General features: G+C 43.7%; 5 protein-coding genes. 2 read left to right on the plus strand and 3 right to left on the minus strand.

Annotation, left to right across the window (positions count from 1 at the left end; all coding sequences use genetic code 11):
• Positions 1 to 60: 60 nt before the first annotated feature.
• Together mnmE and IJJ71_RS00885 are read right to left on the minus strand one after the other, a co-directional pair.
• Complete coding sequence (gene mnmE / locus IJJ71_RS00880; RefSeq protein WP_296844763.1) at positions 61 to 1,542, minus strand: tRNA uridine-5-carboxymethylaminomethyl(34) synthesis GTPase MnmE; 1,482 nt, start codon at positions 1,540 to 1,542, stop codon at positions 61 to 63.
• A gap of 138 nt (positions 1,543 to 1,680) precedes the next feature.
• The gene (locus IJJ71_RS00885) at positions 1,681 to 4,146 is read right to left on the minus strand and encodes a putative glycoside hydrolase (RefSeq protein ID WP_296844764.1); all 2,466 of its coding nucleotides are present in this window, start codon (positions 4,144 to 4,146) and stop codon (positions 1,681 to 1,683) included.
• Positions 4,147 to 4,228: 82 nt separating this feature from the next.
• On the opposite strand from IJJ71_RS00885, the gene IJJ71_RS00890 reads away from it, so the two are divergent.
• Positions 4,229 to 5,497, plus strand: a complete 1,269-nt coding sequence (locus tag IJJ71_RS00890; RefSeq protein WP_296844765.1) for an NAD(P)/FAD-dependent oxidoreductase — start codon at positions 4,229 to 4,231, stop codon at positions 5,495 to 5,497.
• A gap of 2 nt (positions 5,498 to 5,499) precedes the next feature.
• On the opposite strand, the gene IJJ71_RS00895 is transcribed toward IJJ71_RS00890, so the two are convergent.
• Complete coding sequence (locus IJJ71_RS00895) at positions 5,500 to 18,102, minus strand: hypothetical protein (RefSeq protein ID WP_296844766.1); 12,603 nt, start codon at positions 18,100 to 18,102, stop codon at positions 5,500 to 5,502.
• Positions 18,103 to 18,413: 311 nt separating this feature from the next.
• Between IJJ71_RS00895 and IJJ71_RS00900 the strand changes: the two genes are divergently transcribed.
• Entirely contained in the window at positions 18,414 to 19,559 is a 1,146-nt protein-coding gene (locus IJJ71_RS00900; RefSeq protein WP_296844767.1) for an Rpn family recombination-promoting nuclease/putative transposase, read from the plus strand.
• Positions 19,560 to 19,660 lie beyond the last annotated feature (101 nt).

Genomic DNA, 19,660 nt, shown 5'->3' on the forward strand with positions numbered 1-19,660 from the left:
TCATTTTAGCAAACATAGAGTGATTCCGCAATCAACTTTTCTAGTTTGCACCCTTTTTTACTACTTTCCGACACAGAAGTGCGAGAAAATTGAACCAAGAACATCGTCAGGGGTGACATCGCCTGTGACTTCTCCAAGAGCATCCAGCGAATCCTCCAAATCCTGGACAACCGCGTCCAAAGCATAATCTTCGGAAAGTGCAAGCGCATGGCGAACGCTCTCCAAAGCCTTTTCAACCGAAATTTTCTGCCGTTCAGAGCCAAGACCTGTGCTGTTTCGCTCGGAAGTTCCGCTGACAGAAAGAGCAGAACGGACAGACTCGCTAAGTTCTCCAAGCCCGATTCCTTTTTTTGCAGAAATTCGAACTTGTGGTATAGCAAACGGAGATTCAGATTTTTCTGCCAGATCACATTTATTCCAGACGAGAATTATAGGGATCGATGGCGTAGCCGGTCCGTTTATGTGCTCCCGGATAAATGCCTTGTCCTCGTCGTTAAGGCCTGATTTTGAGTCAACAAGGTAGAGAATCAAGTCAGCTTCTTCGCTCAAATCGCGGGTTCTCTCAACACCGACAGCCTCAATCACATCGCTTGTCTCGCGCAAGCCTGCCGTATCAAAAAGGCGTGCCGGGATTCCTGCAAAATCAATCCAGCTTTCGATAAAATCGCGCGTGGTTCCTTCGATGTCGCTGACAATAGCCCGGTCTTCTTTGAGAAGCGCATTGAACAAAGATGATTTTCCGGCATTAGTCCGGCCACAAAGCACGACCCGCGCCCCGTCCTGATAAATTTTCTCGCTTTTCCAGGATGCGGCAAGTTCTTCCAGAACAGACTCGGCTTTTTTAAGCTCAGTGGAATCAAAGGAATCCGCAATCGTCTCTTCGTCTTCGGGATATTCAATTTCAACTTCAATCGCCGCAAGTGTATCAACGATATGCTTTTTAACACCGTCAATTGTCTCGTAAAGATTTCCAGCCAGGCGACCTGCGGCACGGCTCTGACTTGCATCAGTCTTTGAGTCGATAATCTCACGGACAGCCTCGGCCTTAGTCAAATCCGCCTTGCCGTTGATGTAAGCACGGAATGTGAATTCACCCTTCTCCGCCGCACGGAAACCACTATTTAATAGAAGATTATAAACAGCCTGCACGACATGGACGCCACCGTGGCAGGAAATTTCAACCATGTCCTCGCCAGTAAAAGACTTCGGCGCACGGAAAACTGAAACCAGAACTTCATCGATTTTTAGTGAGGAATTAGGAGTTAGGAGTGAGGAGTTATCACAGGACATTGGTCGCTCCGCTTCCTCGTCCCCGCTTGCACAACTTCTAACTCCTAACTTCTCACTTCTAACTGCTTGGAGCCACCCATAAACAATCGTGTTTCCCTGGGCTTCAAGCAAGGCTTTGGGGCGGCTGAAGACTTTTGAGAGAAGTTCGATGCTGTTTTTTCCTGAACATCGCACGATTCCGAGAGCGGCAGGAGCAAGAGCTGTCGCAATCGCGGCAATCGGTTCTTCAGGTGTATATTTCAAGTTCGTCATAATTTATTTAATGAGCAATTAAGTTTCAGGGCTAGGGTATGGAGCACCTTTAGTTACCGCTTGCGGTAATGAGCGTTAGCGAAGTGCGGAACACCCGACCTGCGAAGCAGGTAGCCCCCAATTTTCCACTTTCCGTTTTCAGCTCTCCGAATACGCTTCCCAGAGTTTTTTGATGTCACCAAGTTTCGGGAAGCCGGCGTTTTCTTTGGCTCGGTCACGCTCTTCCTGCGCGCGGATTGAATCCCAGGCTGCGGTGTCACCATTTTTTGTGGTGCGAGTCTGGTTGTCGTTCATCAGGATTTCGTCTGCCTTGGAGCCGCCTGAGAGAGCCGGTTTTTTGTATTTTGCGTCGGCTTCATAAGAAGGTCCCGGATATTTTGCATCGCCGACATCCGGGGAAATATCATCGTAGCGGCACATTCCGTTCCAGTACATGTAGCCACGGTTCACGCTGTCACGAACGCCATAAACCTGCTGAGTCACATAATTTTTGTTGTACCACGCGCGGTCGTAGCTTACATTTAGATAAAATGCCTGAACCCACGGTCGGATAATCAGCTTGTTGCGGCCAATTACGGTGTTTCGGTAAGTTCCGTAGTAGTAAACTCGGTACGGTCGCTCGCTTTGAGGCGCATAATTCAAGAAAGACTGCTCGAAATGGCTTGGATAGAACATCGGACAGACAACATCAACATATTCTGCCAAAAGCTCGACATCCTGGCCTGTGCGTGTGCCTGAGCGGTACCAGCCGTTCGCGCCGTAAATGTCGATTCCAATCGGAGCATCGATGTTCGCGCGAGCATATCGCAGGAAAGAAACCAACGCGCTTTCTTTATCCATGCCTTCGCTCTTCCAGCGGAACTGTGCGTTCGCCATATTTTTTCCATCGGTCGGGAATCGAATATAATCAAACTGAATCTCGTCGAAGCCGCGGGCAATCAATTCCTGTGCGATGTGAACATTGTATTCCCAGACTTCCGGTGAATACGGGTCAACCCAGTTCTCATCATAATAGAGAGTTTTTGTGGCTCCGGTCTCGTTTCCTTCTTCATCTTTGACTTTTTCCCAGCCGGAAATTCCAATCCACGGTCTGTTCAAAGATTTATCCCAGACGGCGTACTGTTTTTTTCCGTAGTCAGCAAGATTTTTGTCCTTGAAAGTGACGATTCGGGCAACGAGATAGATTCCCTGTTCTTTCATGGCAGGAACAAATGTGTCGATGTCGATTTTGTAGCGTGAGATGTAGCCTTTTTCGCGAATCAGCGGATCGTTCGGGTCAAAGCGGATTCCGCCGTAGTCGTCTTTCATGTCGATGACCATTGCATCAAGTTTGTTGTCCTTGATGATTTTTTTGTACTGATTGATTCCTTTTTCGGTCATCAGTTTGTGAGCCTGGACATAGACGGCCTTGCGGTCGAGTGCTTTTGAGGCGTATTTATTGTTTACATCGTTCGGGTACAAAAGCCAGAGTTCACCAAGTGTGATTCCGGGCTTTTTTTCGTCTGTGTTCGGAATCCATGCCGTGTAAAGCGTGTCGGATTTTCCGAGGACATTAAAGCATGATTTCCATTTGTCGTATTCTGGCGGGAATGAATCAGTTGATTTTGTAGCAGGATTATATGCCGCAACTTCGCCAGTTTTTGTGTAAAGGAGTTTTGTTCCGTCCCAGAAAAGCGCGTCGATTGTCTCAACAGGCTCTTTTCCAGCAAAAAGAAGCTCGCCACGGTCGCGTTTCCAGTCAAAGCGGTAGATTCTTGGCAAATATGACTGAGAGACAAAAACTTCCGTTACAGGAAAGCCGTTCTCGTCTGAGAAAACAACCGGCAGGATGTCGGCGATTTCGTCCGGGTAAGTCTGAGTTTTCATGTTCTCGAATCCGCCGTTGCAGTCTTTCCATGCGACTTTTTTTGCGAAAGGCTTGCAGTATGAGAATCCAAAAATAGTGTGCGCCATAAAGACGACCAAATCTGTCTCAGGAGCTACGGCAGGCGTTACGGTGCCATCAGCATTTTTAACAGCCGGTTTTCCTGTGTTAAGGCGGTTCATGTCACAGACGGCGACTGCTTTGATTCCTGATGTTGAAGTTGAGGTTGAACCGAGTGATTTCCATTTCAGTCCGCCATCGTAAGTTATGTAGACATCATCTTTTGTTGCGGTGACGAGGATGCTCGGATTTGTCGGATGAACGGACAGGTCTTTCAACTGCGCAGGCTGTTTCAGGAATGTCGTTTTCGAGCCGTCATATTGCTTGATTGTGAGGAAAGGAAGGCCTTCGTTTCGGAAATTGAATGTTACCAAATCATCAGTTTCAAGAATTCCTTCCGTTGTGAGGATGAACCAGTTCGTTTTTCCAGTTTTTTTGTCATCGGCGCGCAAAATTTTAGAAACTTTTCCGCCCTGCCAGAGAGGAATCGCGGTTTTGCTGGCATTTATTTTGTACAAGCCGGTCTCGCTTCCCGCAAGAACAAAGCCTGATGTTGCGGTCTCCGTTTTCGATTCATAAGATGCTTCCGGGAGCTTATAAATCGAGTTATCTTCGGTCTGAGCCGTAGCAATACAAGAACTTAATGAAAATAAAACAAAAATTGAAAATAAAATGCGCATATCTATAATATCGGAATTTTTCCGCCTTGAATTCACATATTCATGTCTTGAATTCTGAGAATTTTTTTTAGATAATAGAAGAATGAAGACTTCCAAAAAATCTGAAAAAGCAAAAAAAAACATCATTTCTAAAATTAGTCCTAAAAATAAAAAGATTTTGATTTGCGTGGCGGCGGCAATTATTCTTCTGATTGGAGCGGGGGCCGTTGCAATCTTCACACCGCCAAAAGCTTACACTGTCGCGTTTTATAAAGTTGAAGAAGCTCAAAAGAACGGAATTAAAACCACGATAGAGCAGATCGCACAAAAACAAAAACTGGAAATTGCTTTCAAAGAATACGACTCGGAAAAATCATTGAAAGACCAGCTTCTTCTGACAAAAAAGCCTAACCTCATCATTACGACTTCCGGCTACGGCGTTGAGATGGCAGCAGAAAAAGCGTCTTCACGGGCAAGCATTTCACGAGATATTGTTCAGGAAATGACATCTTCAATGAGGACTGCGGCTATATCAGCGGAGAACGGAGAAGGTCTTTCGGCAATTCCGATTCTTTCGAGCCACTTTGAGGTTGATATCGACACGGCTGATTTCAGGAACTCAAACACTAAAAAAATCAACACCTGGAATGATGTTGAGAAATTCATGCGCGAGCAAAAGACAAAAAAAGAAGCACCACTTGCATTTGCGGGCGGAAACAGCGACAGTTTTTTGAACACGCTGGGCGCGCTCGCAGAATCAATCGACGGAGTAGACTCATACAACGATGCTGTTGAGATAATTAAAAAGAATGAAAAAAATCCGGCCAGAACAGCGGCAAAACTTTGCGATGAGCCGGATTCACCGCTTGCGACCAGCGTAAGATTGCTTTCAACATGGTACAAGCACGGTCTCATTCACCCAGGTGCATTTTCTTTCCAAAAAAATGATGTCGAGGCTTTTGCGGCGAGCCGATTGTCCAGCGTACTTTTCATGTCACTTGAAAATCACCGCTCATTCGCCCAAAGAGCAATCGCTGGATTCACTTCGATTTACTTTCCTTCGGAACATGGCGCAAATTCCCGGATTTTTACAGGCACGGTTTACTATGCCGTTCCAATGATTAAATCAAAACAGACCGAAACTTTCATAAAATATCTGGTTTCAACAGAAATTCAGGAAAATCTCAGCCGGGGAACAGGAGTCGCACCGGTTTTGGCTCAGTGCCGAACTCCTGACAAGCAGGCAAACGACGCGCGATATTGGATTGCCGCAACGACGACTCCACTGCCTGGGCTGGCAAATGAAGTCTATCTCACAGCAGAGCAGAAAAAAGTCATAACCGCCGAAATTATTGCAAGAATCAAAAAGTAGCTTTAGCGCATTTGGGCAGTTTCAAGACAAGAACCCGAACTTGAAGAAATCTGGTAGCCAAGCACTCCGTTTGAAGTGCCGTTACCATAAGTCTTGCTCCAGTTGGTAGAATCGTAACCGCTCAAAGTATTTTTTCTTGAGCTGTTAATTACTGCTCCATTAATCTTGGAATCCGTTAAAACTCCCGAAGATTTCCACAAACCGATATTAACTTTATCCTCGCGGTTAGTTGTCATTCGGCTAGGCGTTGGAACGACGGCAACTTCCCATGCTCCAGTAAATCGTTCGTCAGAATCAACGCCTGCAGGCGCATAATTAAATTGGTCGGTTGCAGCAGTAGTATTATCAACAAGGTACGCATACTTTGGCTTTTTGATTGCGGAAGTATAGTAACCGATATAAGGAATGCTGTGCCCCTTAGAATTTACAGCAACATCCAAAGTCAAATGCTCGCCAACAGTTCCGGAAGCATCAACAGTACAAGTAGATGCCGTGCTTGTGTAATCATCAAGATAAGCATACATTACATCTCCGTTGCCAGCGTAAGCTGCTATGTGCAGGTGATTGTTTTTGTCCGAAACGATGTGGCAATATTCGCCGCCTTCATCAAATACAGTGACTGGAGCTGACCAGTTTGCTGCCGTCTCATTGCCTTTATGAGAATTCCAATTTCCGATAGGATCTGTTGTATAACTGAACTTACAGCTGTTTGCATCGGCATCATACCAGACAACACAGACAACATCTTTGCCAGCATTATTCTTAACAACAGCCACATCAACATACTGACCGGCACCTCTGCCTGAAATAGCAGAAACACTTTTTGTACCGCCAGCAACAGTAAATGTTCCACCATCAGAACCAGTCGCAATTATCTGACAGTTATTAGTCTTGTAATACGATGAATTGCCACCTTGATATTCATCATTAAATCCGGCAGGTTGTTCTTTCGAGTCTCCAGAGAAAGTGCCTGCTCTAAAGCGAATCTGATTGGTCAAGGCATCATAGTAAACAAGATACAGATTTGTATTTGTTCCGCTTACAGTCGAAGCAAATTCTGGAGAAAGGAAGCGATACTTCATAAGAGAATATGCAAATTTGTCAGAACCTGTTTTTAAAGCTATTTCTTCAAGGCGAAGAGCATTAAAACTACCGGAAGTATTTGAACTGTCATTCAAAGTTCCGCCTGAGTTATGAGGACCAATTCCCCAACGGCTTGTATACAAATCCCATTTATCAACAGAACCACTGTTATTTGTATCACCACCTGAGACAACAGAATAAGTATAACCAAGCTCATCGACATGGAATCCTACACACGGTCCTGCGAAAGTATCCCAGTCAGCAGCCCAATAATATGACGAATAATTCGTATCTGAAACTTTACCGCCCATACTGTAGTACAAACCGCCATTTGCAAAGGCATAGTTCAACATTCCTGTTTTCTGGTTTACTTCCATATTAATACCAGTTGCAAGACCGTTGATTGGTACGGCGGCACGGTCGTTGAATTCCCATACATCAAATTCAATGTCATCAGTCTGGATATTATTTGTATCTCCGTTTGACTGATGGTTGTAGCAATTCTTGTATGCAGTGCCATTTTCGCTTGCACAGCCCTTAGCGGCATTATTGTTTATGTTGTTCATGATAGGCAAATCACTGACAGTAAGATTCAAAATGCCTGATGAAAGGCTTGCCACATTGAATTTAAGTTGTCCGGCCGTTCCATTGTCAATTTTAAGAGCGTTTGTTGCGTTATTAACAGTAAATGTTTTGTCTCCGCTCACGATTTTTGCAGAACTGTGATTGATATTGAATCCGTACAAAATGACATCTTCGGAAGTCTTTGTGTTAAGCGCGATGGTTTCATCTACATTTGAGACAACAGATTGTACTGGATAGTGACCAAGAGCCGTTCTGTTATAGACAGACCAGTTGGAATTCTTGTTTTTTGCAAGTTTTGTATAAACCTTGCTTACATAAGGCACGACATCCATTCGATAAACAGGCCAGTTTGTTGTGCCATCCGTTACGGTATATTTATTTTCAGCAGAAAGCTCTGAGCCTGGAATGTAGTCGGGTGTCGTTTCTGGTTTTGAGATTTTCGCGCTTTCAGTTGATGTCACATTGCCTGCAAGGTCTGTTGCAAGAACTGTGAGGCTCATATTTGTTGCGGCCGCCACTGTTCCGAGTTTTTCGGTGTCGATGCTCAGAGTCCAGTAGATTTTGTGTCCTTTCTGTCCGAAATAGACTTTATCATCAAATACGCCGTAGGTGTCAACTTTCTCGCCCTTCGCATTTGTCGATACAACTGAGATGCTTGCTTCGTAGCCGGCTGTGCTTACTGATTTTGTGCCGCCGGTTCCATAGAGTTTCCATACGGAATTAGCCTTGTCGTAAGTCGCAATCGTAACATCAGGGAATGGCGTGACACTTCCGTTAGAGAATGTGAATTTAAGAGAAGCAAGAGAATGTTCGTCGTAAGCTGTTCCTGAGAATGTGATTTTTCCAGAAACTTTCGGGTCACGGTCATTTACGCCTGTTTTGACAGTTGTAAATGAATCAGGCAAATCTTTTTCAAGCTCGATATGGCCTTTGAGGTCGCCGATTTTTTCTGCACTTGAAGAGCCGTAAACAGAATTTGAATTCAAATTCTGCCAGTAGAATGGGTTCACTACGACTTTTGGACTTGTTCCGTCCGTGAGGTCGAATGAGAATCCTTTTACGAGAACAACGGCCTTCTGGGAATTGTTTCCCTGTGTTGTCTCATCAGTTTCATCCCAGAAAGTGAATGAGAAATTTTTGTTTGCGCCGTCTTTATCCTCGTTCTTAGCCCTGCCATCTTCAGTTTCCGCATTCGAGTCAAAGTCAGAAAGTCCTGAAAGCACGCTGTTTTCAAGGACAAAGGCATAGAATTTGTTGCTTGCTTCCGCTGCCGAAAAATTGCTTGCCGTGATGTGATATTTTTGAGTTCCGGCTGCAGCTGTCAAACCTGTTTTTTCTGTACCAGTTGCAGTTTTTCCAGCGATTGCTGCAAGGAGATTTGCCTCGCTTCCTGTTACGGCAGCAGTTGAGTCCGCATCTTTTTTAGCAACAAGTTTGATTGATTTGTTTCCGCCAACAATTTCAGGAACTACGGCAAGTTTGTCTTTTGCGGTGAACACTCCTGCCGGGTATTTCAGTTTTCCTTTAGAGTCTTTGGCAGAGAAATCAAGTGTGTAAATGTCTTTTGCCTCGGTTTCTGCATCGATGATGCTGTATGTCTCAAATTCATCATCCTCAAAGTTCGAGTTATTGTTCAAGTCTGTCGCCAGATAAAGTTTTGCGACACGAGGCGCATTGTTTGCGATTGTGCAGTCAATGGTCGTGCCTGAGACATTGCCAGCCATATCAAACTGGAGGACGACAACGCTTACAGGGCCGTCCGGCATATTTGTTGAATGGATTGTGCTGCTCCAAGTGTAATCATTTGAAACCTGACTGATTTTTTCTGGAAGACCATCGCCATCATCATTGTCGATTGCAAAACCTGTTCCGCCGTTCGCGATTCTATCAGTTACGGTCTCATCATAAGTGTTGTCTACGACCTGTGCATAAATCAATACGGCAGAAGTCTGAGTACCATCCGTATTTGATTTGAATGTAACTTTTCCAGCATCAAGAGAAGTAATCAAATGGAAAGTTCCGTCGATGTAAATGAGTCCGCCTTTTCGGATGTGTCTGTTTCCAGTGATGTCAGTTGCGGTCGTTGCAGTAAATGATGTTGCATCAGTCTGCGAGCCGGCAATTGTTTTTCCGTACAGATAATATGTTTCACTTCCCTGCTTTATCGGCACAGGAGTAAGAGTGCTCATCTGGACTTTGCTCTTTGAAAGATTGTCATAATTCTCGCTGGTGATTGCCGGGTCTGAGTCTGAATAAGGAATGACCGGATCAATCAGAGTGGCTTTTTTGCTTACGGTCGTGTAGCCTGCTGAACTGTAACCAGTTGTCGCTACATCATTGCCTTTTCGCATAAAGTAATAAACCGCCTGGTTAAAGCCGGAGCCTGATTCCCTCGTTGAGTTTTTGAGAGTGAGGACATATTCCGATTCTTTGATTTTCGTGCTTGCCGAAAGTGGATTTCCGTTCACAAGGACTTCGCCAAGAGTTGGAGCTTCATTGTCAATTTTGAAGCTGTAAGTTCCGACGAACTGATGAGAATTTCCTGTATCTTTGTCGTAAGCACTAATCGTGTATAAATATGAAGGATTTTGCTTAGCAATAGGAATGTAGACTTTGAATCCTTCTGTTTTTTCAGTTCCTGTTTTGCCGTTATTGCTGGCTTCCATATAATAATGGGTATTTCTTATCAGCTCGCGGTCGCCCTCCATAACCGTAAATTTATAGTTATGCTCGGAGTTTCCTTTTTCGTCATAAAGGCCGCTTTCATCGAGAATGTTCAAAACAAGATACCAGTTGTCTTTCAGGTACATTCCGGCTGTATATTCCATTGTCGCAGATTTGGTTTTTCCGGTCGGATTTGGAATAGCAAGTTCCGTTCCATTGTTAGTCCATTTTTCAACGGCGACAGTTGCGGTCGGAGCTTTGTTGTCAATACGAACATTGTATGCTTCGGACCATGAGCCGAGTTTTCCTTCAGCATTCACACCACATGCACGGATGCAGATATTGTTTGTTCCGTTGCCGCTAGGATCCATCTTCTTGTTTCCGTTCAAGTCGATTCGCCATGTTCCTGATGTGAGAGTTGCCTTAATTCCCCACCAAGCAGCCTTTTCTGCATCACTGTATTTAGAAGTTTCCCAGTTGATGCCGGTCACAGAAGAAGAATCCAGAACCGTAAACAAATATGTGTCTTTTGCCTTTGCCTTGTCGCTTGCCGAGAAGTTTCCGTTCGCATCAGCAATCTGCAAATATACGGCAGCAGGGCTTGTCGTGCCCGAAGGAATTGTGACGGAGCCAGTAACGCCGATTGTTCCACCAAGAACCGCATATTTTTCCGCCTCAGAACGATAATTTGCTTCGGTCGGATAAGAAAGTGTCGTTACAGGTCGGTCGCCTTCAGGATTGTGCTTGATGCTGTAATCCCGCTTGATTGTGTAGTTACCCAAAGCATCCACCGCCTTCAGGAAAAGCGGAATTGTGTAGAGATTGTTTGAGAATTCTACTGCATAACTTTCAGGCTTATCGTAGACGATGAGATTTTCATTGTCCGTTCCGTTAAAGACAAATTTCCATATAGTTTCAGTTGATTTGCTGTCGAGAGTGCCTTTCCAGTCTGTCAATGCAGCGAGCGTGACATCCGTAGAGTTTTTCTGCGCCGTTGTCGGTACAAGATATGAAATTGCAGTAGTTCCGGCTCCGCTTGAATCAATTGCAGTTCCGTTCACTTCAATGATTCCAGTTTTTTGCTCAGTTGGAAGAGGATTGTTTACCAAAATTTCAGGGCCGTCGTTGTCCGCCATGAAAGTAACATTGCCGCTTCCGATTAAGCCGAGCTTGTCATAAGGCATGACTTTCAGCGTTACGCTTCCAGTTTTTGCATTTTTGATGAAATCAAGATTGCCAGTCGTCCATACAGCAGCCGGATTGCCCGCGGCAACAGTTTTTGGGGCAAGGCTTCCGCTTACGGTGTAATTTTGAGCCGCCATGTCAGCAAAATTTGAAGAGCAGAGCTTTAAGACTTGCTCAGCACCAGCTTTTGTTTTATAAGAAATTTCAAGTGCAATTCCTTCGATTCCGCTCGCATCTTCTGCTGCAATCTGGAATTTTACCTGCTGTTTTTCTGTTCCACCGAGGATATAGCTTGCCGTTATTGCCTCAAACTGGTCATAAATTTTGTTTCCATTTGAATCCAAAACATCAGCCGTTCCGTCATCAGTCTTTTTGGCACCACCATTCGGCGTTGTTCCGTTTGCTTTATAAGCCAGAGCCTTGATTTCACCGACAGTTGGAGGAGTCGAGTCAGACTGATAAGAGAATTTTTTAGATACGGCATCACTTCCAAGAGAAGCATCATTGACCTTGATTTTAGGAGTGCTGAGAATCCATTTTGTATCATCCGTGTGGTCAGTCTTATATGTCGTGTAGAATTTTGTTTCTTTAGCATCTTTTACATAGATATAGCAAGTTTTTTCACCGTCAACATTTTTTCCGGCTGCATTATCTGCTTGTGGCGTGAAAGTCACGGTTCCGTTTGTAGGAGAGTAAGAAGATGTCGAAGGCAAAGTGCCGCTTCCAGAGTAAGGAGTCTCAGAAATAATCACATCATTTACGCCGACAATTCCGTCATCATCAGAAACACTCGCGATTACAATTGATTTTGTTCCATATTTGAGAACGAATCTTGGACTTGGATTTGGAACAGCTTCCGTAGCCAAATCAGTAAGATTCTCAAATTTGATTACAGGGCGGTCAGTGTCTTGCGAAACTTTTACCTCAACTTTGTTTGAATAACCGATGTTGCCAGCCGCATCCTTTGCTTTGACCCGGAAGTAATATTCTTTTTCATCGCTAAAGCCTTCCGCCTCCGTATCAAGATTTTTGATTTCAAAGGTGTAATCCCCGGAAATTTCAAAATCGTCCATGCCGGCGTGTCCGTTTGCAGCATTTGTGAGCGAAGTCCAGCCTGTGTCATTTTCATCAGAAAGGTTTGCCGCTGATTTTAGCGCGTACTGGAACGCAAGAATTGCATCGCTTGGAAGGGAAGTTCCGTCCTTTGCAGTGCCGCTCAGGTTAATTTTCTTGTTGACTTCAATGACAGTCGTTGTTTTGTCAGCATCATTCGGAGAAGAAAGCTTAATCTCAGGCGGTTTTTTATCAACCGAAATCGTAAAGAGATTTACCGTGGCAGAATTTCCAGAATCTCCTGCATTGTCCGTCACGACAGCCTGAACTGAGAAATTTCCAGTGTAAACAGAGGCAAAAATATCTTTATCGATTGTGGCAGTCCATGTTCCGTCAAGCGCGCCAGAAGAAGTTGGAGTGTAGCTGGCATCAGTTTTCCAAGAGACAGTGACCTCAGAGTTATCCTGTTTTTTGCCTTTTCCGCTTACTTTTAGCTCAACTTTTTTGACCCCGGAAGTAACAAGATTTTCCACGACATCGCTTGCAGTTCCTTCCACAACGATATCGCTTTCTGCGTTCACAAGTTTTGTGCTGACTTCGGTTTTTCCGTCAACTTTAGTATGAGAAGCGGTCGGTGCATCGGTATCAACATTGAGCGAGTAATATTTTTTGATATTGTCCTCACTGTAAGTGAGCGTATCAACGGCCGAATTTCCGACATTATCAACCGCAACCAAAACGAGATAGTTCTTGCCCTTCTTGAATCCAGAAACTTTTTCATCAAAATTAGATTTTACGGATTCAGTAGAACCATTGACATCAACATCCGCAAATTTTTCAGCACAAGGAGCAAAATAAGATGTGAAATTTGCCGAATTAGAATACTCTGCAAGGAAAGTTTTTATTGAACCTTCATCTGGTTCTTCCTGAGTGATTTTATAGTAAATCATTGAGATTCCGCTGCCGTTGTCATCATCAAAATATCCGCGGATTCTCAAAGTTGTGTCGCTTCCCCAAGTTCCGCTCTCGTATTTGCCGCCGACTCCGCCGTTTGCCTCGCCTACCCTGAAAAATTTGTCCTTGCCGTTTGAGTCGAACACATGGCTTCCGACAGGAATTTTATTGTCTAGCTTGATTGCAATGTCTTGAGTCTTGGAATTTCCGGCCTTGTCCGTAACCGTAATCGTTGCTGTTCCAGAAGCACTTAGAGCCGAAAGGTCAATATCCTCGAATTTCCATTCAGAAGTATTTCCTGTGTTCTCAGGGATTCCAGAAATTTCCGTCGTTCCCTGCTTTACCGTGAGCACAACAGTTTCAATTCCGAGGTTGTCAGTCGCAATTCCGTTCAAAGTGAATTTATGAGAATCTCCGTTGTGGATAAAATATGTGTTATCCGCTGATTTATAGGCTTTGTATGGAGTTTTAAGACCTGTCGTAGTGTCCTTGAATTCATAGCTCTGAATTTCAGGATCCGTGTTGTCGAAAGTGATTGCAACGAGGTTGATGTCAGCAGAATTTCCCGCCTTATCAACTAATTTTGCATAAACCGTGCCTGTCTTTGTGATTTTTGACTTGTCGATTGTTGCCGAGAATTTCTTTTCGCCGCTAGTTCCCGTGTCTGAAAGTGTCGTTTCAATTTTGTTCGTATCGCTGACTTTTCCTGCCACACCGATGTAAACTTTATCGACGCCGCTTCCGACATCTGTTGCAATTCCTTCTATATATATGTTGCTTTTGCCGTTTGCATAGAATTGCTCCATGACAACAGCCGAATCCGCAGTTTTTCCGATTTTTACGGAAGAAGCTTTGAGGGAAGGAGCAACGCTGTCTACCAGGAATGAGCCATTTCCGACAGTTTTGACTTTTGAAACATCAGTTCCAGTTTTTGCCGTTGTCGCAGAAGGAGTCGTTGAATAAAGAGCCTTGTTTCCGAGAGAATCCTCAGCGATTATCGCGATGTTGTAAGAAATATCGTCTGCGCCTGAGAAAACAGCCCGCCAAGTTCCGCCAGTTTTTGAGACATCGCTTGAAGTGACGGCCGTTGCGGCAACCAAAGGCTTTTCTGAATCAACTGGAACGAGCCAGACTTCAATTCCGTCAGTGAAGTTCGCATCTTTTATTGTTCCTGTCAGGCTGAAAGATGTTGCCCGGAATGTCGAAGAGTAAGAATCCACCGTTATGCGAGGAGCATAATCGTCACATTTGAGAACGACCGATTTTTCAGAAGTCCTGTTATTTGAGTCCTTTGCGGTGAATTTAACTTCTTTTGAATCCTCAATATTTCCGGCTGTTCCAGTCCAAGTCACGCTGACAGGATATTTTTTGCCGCCATCAATTGCCGAAGCCGTACCGACACTAACTCCTGTTCCAGAAGTTGCCGAAAGAGAATCCGCATTTGTGTCCGTAACAACGACATTGAAACTAGCCGAAGGATTGTTCGTTGAATTTGAGCCACGCTCAGAAACTTCGGCTGAATCATCCCCGAATTTTTTTACTGAGATTGAAGGAGCCTGCTTATCGACGGTGATTTTTGCAGAATTATTGTAAATCACTGTGTTTCCAGCATTGTCTTTTGCGGCAAGGAAAGCATACAAAACCGCATCCTCATTTTTTATCGCAGAAATGTCAAAACTTACGCGCCAGCAATCATCCGCCTGATTTAGCGGAGTCCATTGAACAGAATCATAAGAAGCAGGAGCCAAGTTTGAAGAAGAAACATAATATCCGAACGAGGCAATTCCACTTCCGTCCGTACCGTCAGAAACATTCGCTTCCAAAGTAACATATTTCGACACATCCAGGAATACGGTTTTCTCAACGAATTTCGTGCCATCAATTACAGGTGGAATCGGGTCAATCATAAAGCGGATGTTCGTTGAATTTTTCTGAGAATATTTATCAGTTGCGCTGATTTCGAGAATATAGTTTTTGCTTACATCGCCAGGAAGATTTCCAAGAGCAATTTCCCAGTTGGAACCGTTTGTTACAGAAGAAAGAACGACCGGCTGCGGAGAAAGTTCTTTTAGGTCAGAATCAAGGAATTTGGAAGAAATCGTCGTGCCGTTGTCAAAGTTTTTCACGGCAGGAGAAACAGTTCCTGTGATTTTGTCCGATGTCTTGAGATATTTCTGGATGCTGTCCACGCTCAAAGTCGGTGCGCCGGAATCAACAGTAACAAAGAAGGCCGGTATTGTTTTCTGCCAGACCGTATTTGAATCAATCAAAGTTGTTTGAGTAAGATTTTCATCGTAAGCATCAATGCGGACTTTATAAACATCTTCATCTTTCGGAAGAACATAATTGAGAGAAAAAGTAGTTTTTCCCGGACTATCAATATATGGATTTGCCGGATAAGAAGTTTTTGAAGCAGGAAGCTCGTTTCCATCTTTATCGTACATAGTGACAAAGACAAGCTTCACGGAGTCATCATCTTCAAAGGAAATCTGCAATTTATTGTTGCTCGTCGTTCCAAAAAGGTTTGTCGCAGCATCAGGATTAGCGTTTCCAAGAGAAATCTTCGGGCGGTCAGTTTCCTGATAAATCACGAAATTTTTATCACCGGTCAAAAGAGTTTTTGAAGAGCACGAGCCAGTGTTTCCGGCCTTATCCTTTGCCGTAATTACAAGCTCAATCTGGATTTTTGCATCGCTAGCAGCATTTTTAAAGACATGGAAATATTTAGTAATCGCCCTGGTATCAAAAGGAATACTGAGAGAAAACTGCTTTCCGATTTTTCCGTCAAAATTTCCATCACCATAAGCCGAAAGCCCCAGTTCAGAACTTTTTTCAATCAAGCCCTGGAGAATTGAATCGCCTGCAGTAAGAGTTGCGTTCAAATTCGTGCTAGCCCAAATATCATAGCATACAGAATCATCGTCATCAGAAAGATTTTGTTCCTCAACATTGCCCTTGACCGTGATTTTTCCGTTGAGATAAGTGTTCGAATCGTTGCCAAAATAATCTGCACCAGAAACATTCGGCGTAATTGATGACAAAGTGACAGTCGGTTTTATTGTATCGATATGAATGTCACGGCTTACCGCAGCAGAATGTCCAGAAGAAGATTTTCCAGAAATCTCAAAAGAAGCGAGCCAGTGAATTCCTGCAAGCGCAAGTGAATTGAATTTTTCAGCAAGGCCTGGAAGTTTTGAAGGATCAAGCTTCCATTTTGCATTTTCCTCATCCCAAGAAAGGGCTGCCGCAGCAGAAGAAATCCATGTAAGCTCGCCGTTCACATCTTTATGAATCAGAGTGTCCGAAAAAGTTCCGATTTCATTTGAATTAGACTCATCTTTTACAACAAGTTTTGCCGTAAGTTCGGTAACATAACCGCCGCCAGTCACAACATTCGCAGTTCCAGAGAAAATCGGAGAAGAAAAATCCTTCCATATAGAAAGAATTTCCGGCTTCTCATCAAAAACAATTGTCGGAGGAACGCCGGCCGCATTTCCTTCAAAGCCATAAATTGTATCATGAGAGAATCTTACATCCTCGATATCATAACCAGTTACGCCGAAAACATAAAATTTGTTGAGCTGAATATAATTTTCCGTTTCATCATAAAAATCTTTGATTGACGGCATCGTGACGCTGAAAGTTTTTGTTGTAAGAGAACTTCCTTTGTCGAAATGTTTTGAATAATCGTAAACAAGAAGCCACTCATCCGTATCAGAAAGCGAAATTCTTGTTGAATTCTCGACGAATTCATTTTCCTGTTTTTCCAAATCAATAACTTTCTGATTCAGTTTTTCAAGTTCGGATTTCAGGGCAGTTTTGTCAGAAGGCTTATCAGAGCATTTTTTAACCCAGACCTTCACGATTTCAGGAGCGATATTCGTTCCGTCAAGGCCAGAGCTGATAGTGACAGAAACAGCATTTCCGGCCGAAGCAAGCTGATTGTCCTTGAAAAAATCAAATCCGTTTACATTATAAGTTGGATTTGCCATAGGATTGAGTGAGAAATAAAGATGATTCTGCTCAGATTCCGTATTTTTTGCGCTCGAAGTGAGTTTTGAAAGAGCCGCCTCCGCATTTTCGCTCTTGTCGATGCCAGAAAGAATGTCTTTTAAATTTGCCGCACTCAAACCCAAGCCTTTTTTCGCGCTCATCAAAGAAGTGTAGACATCATCATAAAGATAGACCGTTGAAGTTGAGTTACCATAAGCATCAGAAGCAAGCTCCACGGCACTTCGGGAACTTCCGACAGGAGGATTTTTGAAAATCTTCGCTGAGTCATAAAGAGAAATTTGCGCATAGTAATATTCCGTGCCAGACTCAGAAGGATGCAGCTGAGAATACCTGTTTTTTGCTGTAGCAGTAGCCGTGTCAGAAAATTGTGCGATAGTAACGCTTGAACCGCCAGCAGTCGCAATATCTTCCTCACGATAAAAATCTATCTCACTTCCCTCATAAGTTTCAGAAGAGACAAGATTTCCGTCCTTTGAATAGATTTTGACATCCATCAGAGAAATCGGATGATTGTCAGAGATTGTGCCTTCAATAGTAAAAAGAGAACCGTAAGCCGAAGCCGAAAGATTGCTGCTCTTAACTACGCCCGGATTTGAGATGATGAAAACAGGCGGAGTGTTGTCGATTTCAAACTGCCTTGAGCTAACACCGGAATTATTTCCCGCATTATCATAAGCCGTAACGCTGACCTCGTATTTTCCGTCAGGAAGCTGCCAGCCGTTGTAATATTCAGGATTATTCGGATCATACTCATTGAGAGTGACTTGCCATGAAGTCTGAGTCGCAGAAACCTTCGCCAGATAATTGCCGTAACCAACCCCGGATTCAAGATTTTTGACCGACACCATGACTTTTGAAATAAATTTATCGTCCGAACAATCACCCGCAAGAATGAAAGAATCCCGGACAGCGACACCAGCATCAGGATATGAAATGGTCAGAGTCGGAGATTTAGTATCGATTGAGGCACCCAGGCCAGACTCTTCCCCACAAGAAAACAAAGCAATTGAAACAATGGAACACACAAAAGATACCAACAACTTAAAAGCCACAGACTTTTTATTCATAATGGACTCCCATCACTTGAAATAATTTTTTACTGAATGAAAAACTTTTTTTACTAATCCCCGACATCAACAATATCGACTTATTCCACAAAAATTTGACAAAAATTAGTGAAAATAAGACAACCTATTGCGATTTTTTCCCTATAGCCTAGCAATGTTAAAATTAAAAAATATCAGAATTCAGCAAAATCCACAAAAAAATGGAAAAAAAAGCAGGAAATTCAAAGAATTTTTCATTTACATTGCCAAAAATGAAAAAATTTTGGAAATACATATATGTATGCGAAAAAATATCATGGAGGAAAAACTAAATGAAATCCAAAGCAAATTTCAACATTCTGAACCCGCGACTTGATGCAAACTTCAAGGCCATTTTCACCCAGAACACAAAGGAATCGCGCAATGCGCTGAGGTCATTTCTAAGCGCAGCAATTGGCCGTGAAGTAGTCAGTGTCACCGTCATAGAAAATGAAAAAAGCAAGGATTACGATGAACAGCGAGGCATCGATTATGACATCAACTGTGAATTCTCAGATGGAAATCATGCTCAGGTGGAAATGCAGGGGTATGAAAGAAAGTACAACTATGGAAACAGAGCAGAGTATTATGCTGCACGGATAATAAGCTCTACAATCGAAGTTGGAAACGACTGGAGCGAAGTTCCGCAGGTGTATCAAATCTCCGTACTGAACTTCAAGTATGATAAAAGCAATGAAAATCCCACACACCATTATGTTATGTGCGACCTAAAAGACAATGCAAAACTCTCAGACCGGCTCAACATAATCTTTCTAGAACTACCGAAACTCCCAGAAATCAAACCCCCAGAAGAGGCAAAAAACTTGCCAACTCTGCTCAAATGGTGTAAATTTTTACAAGAAGCCGATAATCCCAATAAACAGGACTTAATAGACGAACTGACCAGAAGCGAGGAGGGCATAATGAACGCAGAATCAACTCTCAAAGGAATTAGCATGGACAGCTGGCGTTGGTTCTTTCAAGGCAAAGAAATTGGCCGCGAAGCCGATCGCATAAGCGAAGCCAGAGCCTACGAGCGCGAAATCGCAGCAGCAAAACAAGAGTTACAAGAAACCAGGCAACAAGTTGCTGAAGCCCAACAACAAGTTGCCGATGCAAACCAACAAGTTGCTGAAGCCCAACAACAAGTTGCCGATGCAAACCAACAAGTTGCTGAAGCCCAACAACAAGTCGCCGATGCAAACCAACAAGTTGCTGAAGCCCAACAACAAGTCGCCGATGCAAAACAACAAACTGCAGATGCAAAACAGCAAGCCGCACATGCAAAGCAACAAACTGCCATCGCAAACGCAAAGAATTTGCTAAAAGAAACTTCGCTGTCTGCGGAGCAAATCGCACGCTGTTGCACCCTTCCTCTGGAGCAAGTACTTGCCCTCAAGGAAGAGCTTTCCCATGAGCTGACTGCCGTGAGCGATTAGCCAGGAGCAAGTAATTTTTCACAAAACACATTTCACAGGCTTTGAATGAGAGCAGCCCGCAGGTACGAAATAAATCGCACTTGCGGGCTGTGTCGCTTTGA

The sequence above is a fragment of the Treponema sp. genome, from assembly GCF_017430385.1.
In the GTDB taxonomy this organism is placed as follows: domain Bacteria; phylum Spirochaetota; class Spirochaetia; order Treponematales; family Treponemataceae; genus Treponema_D.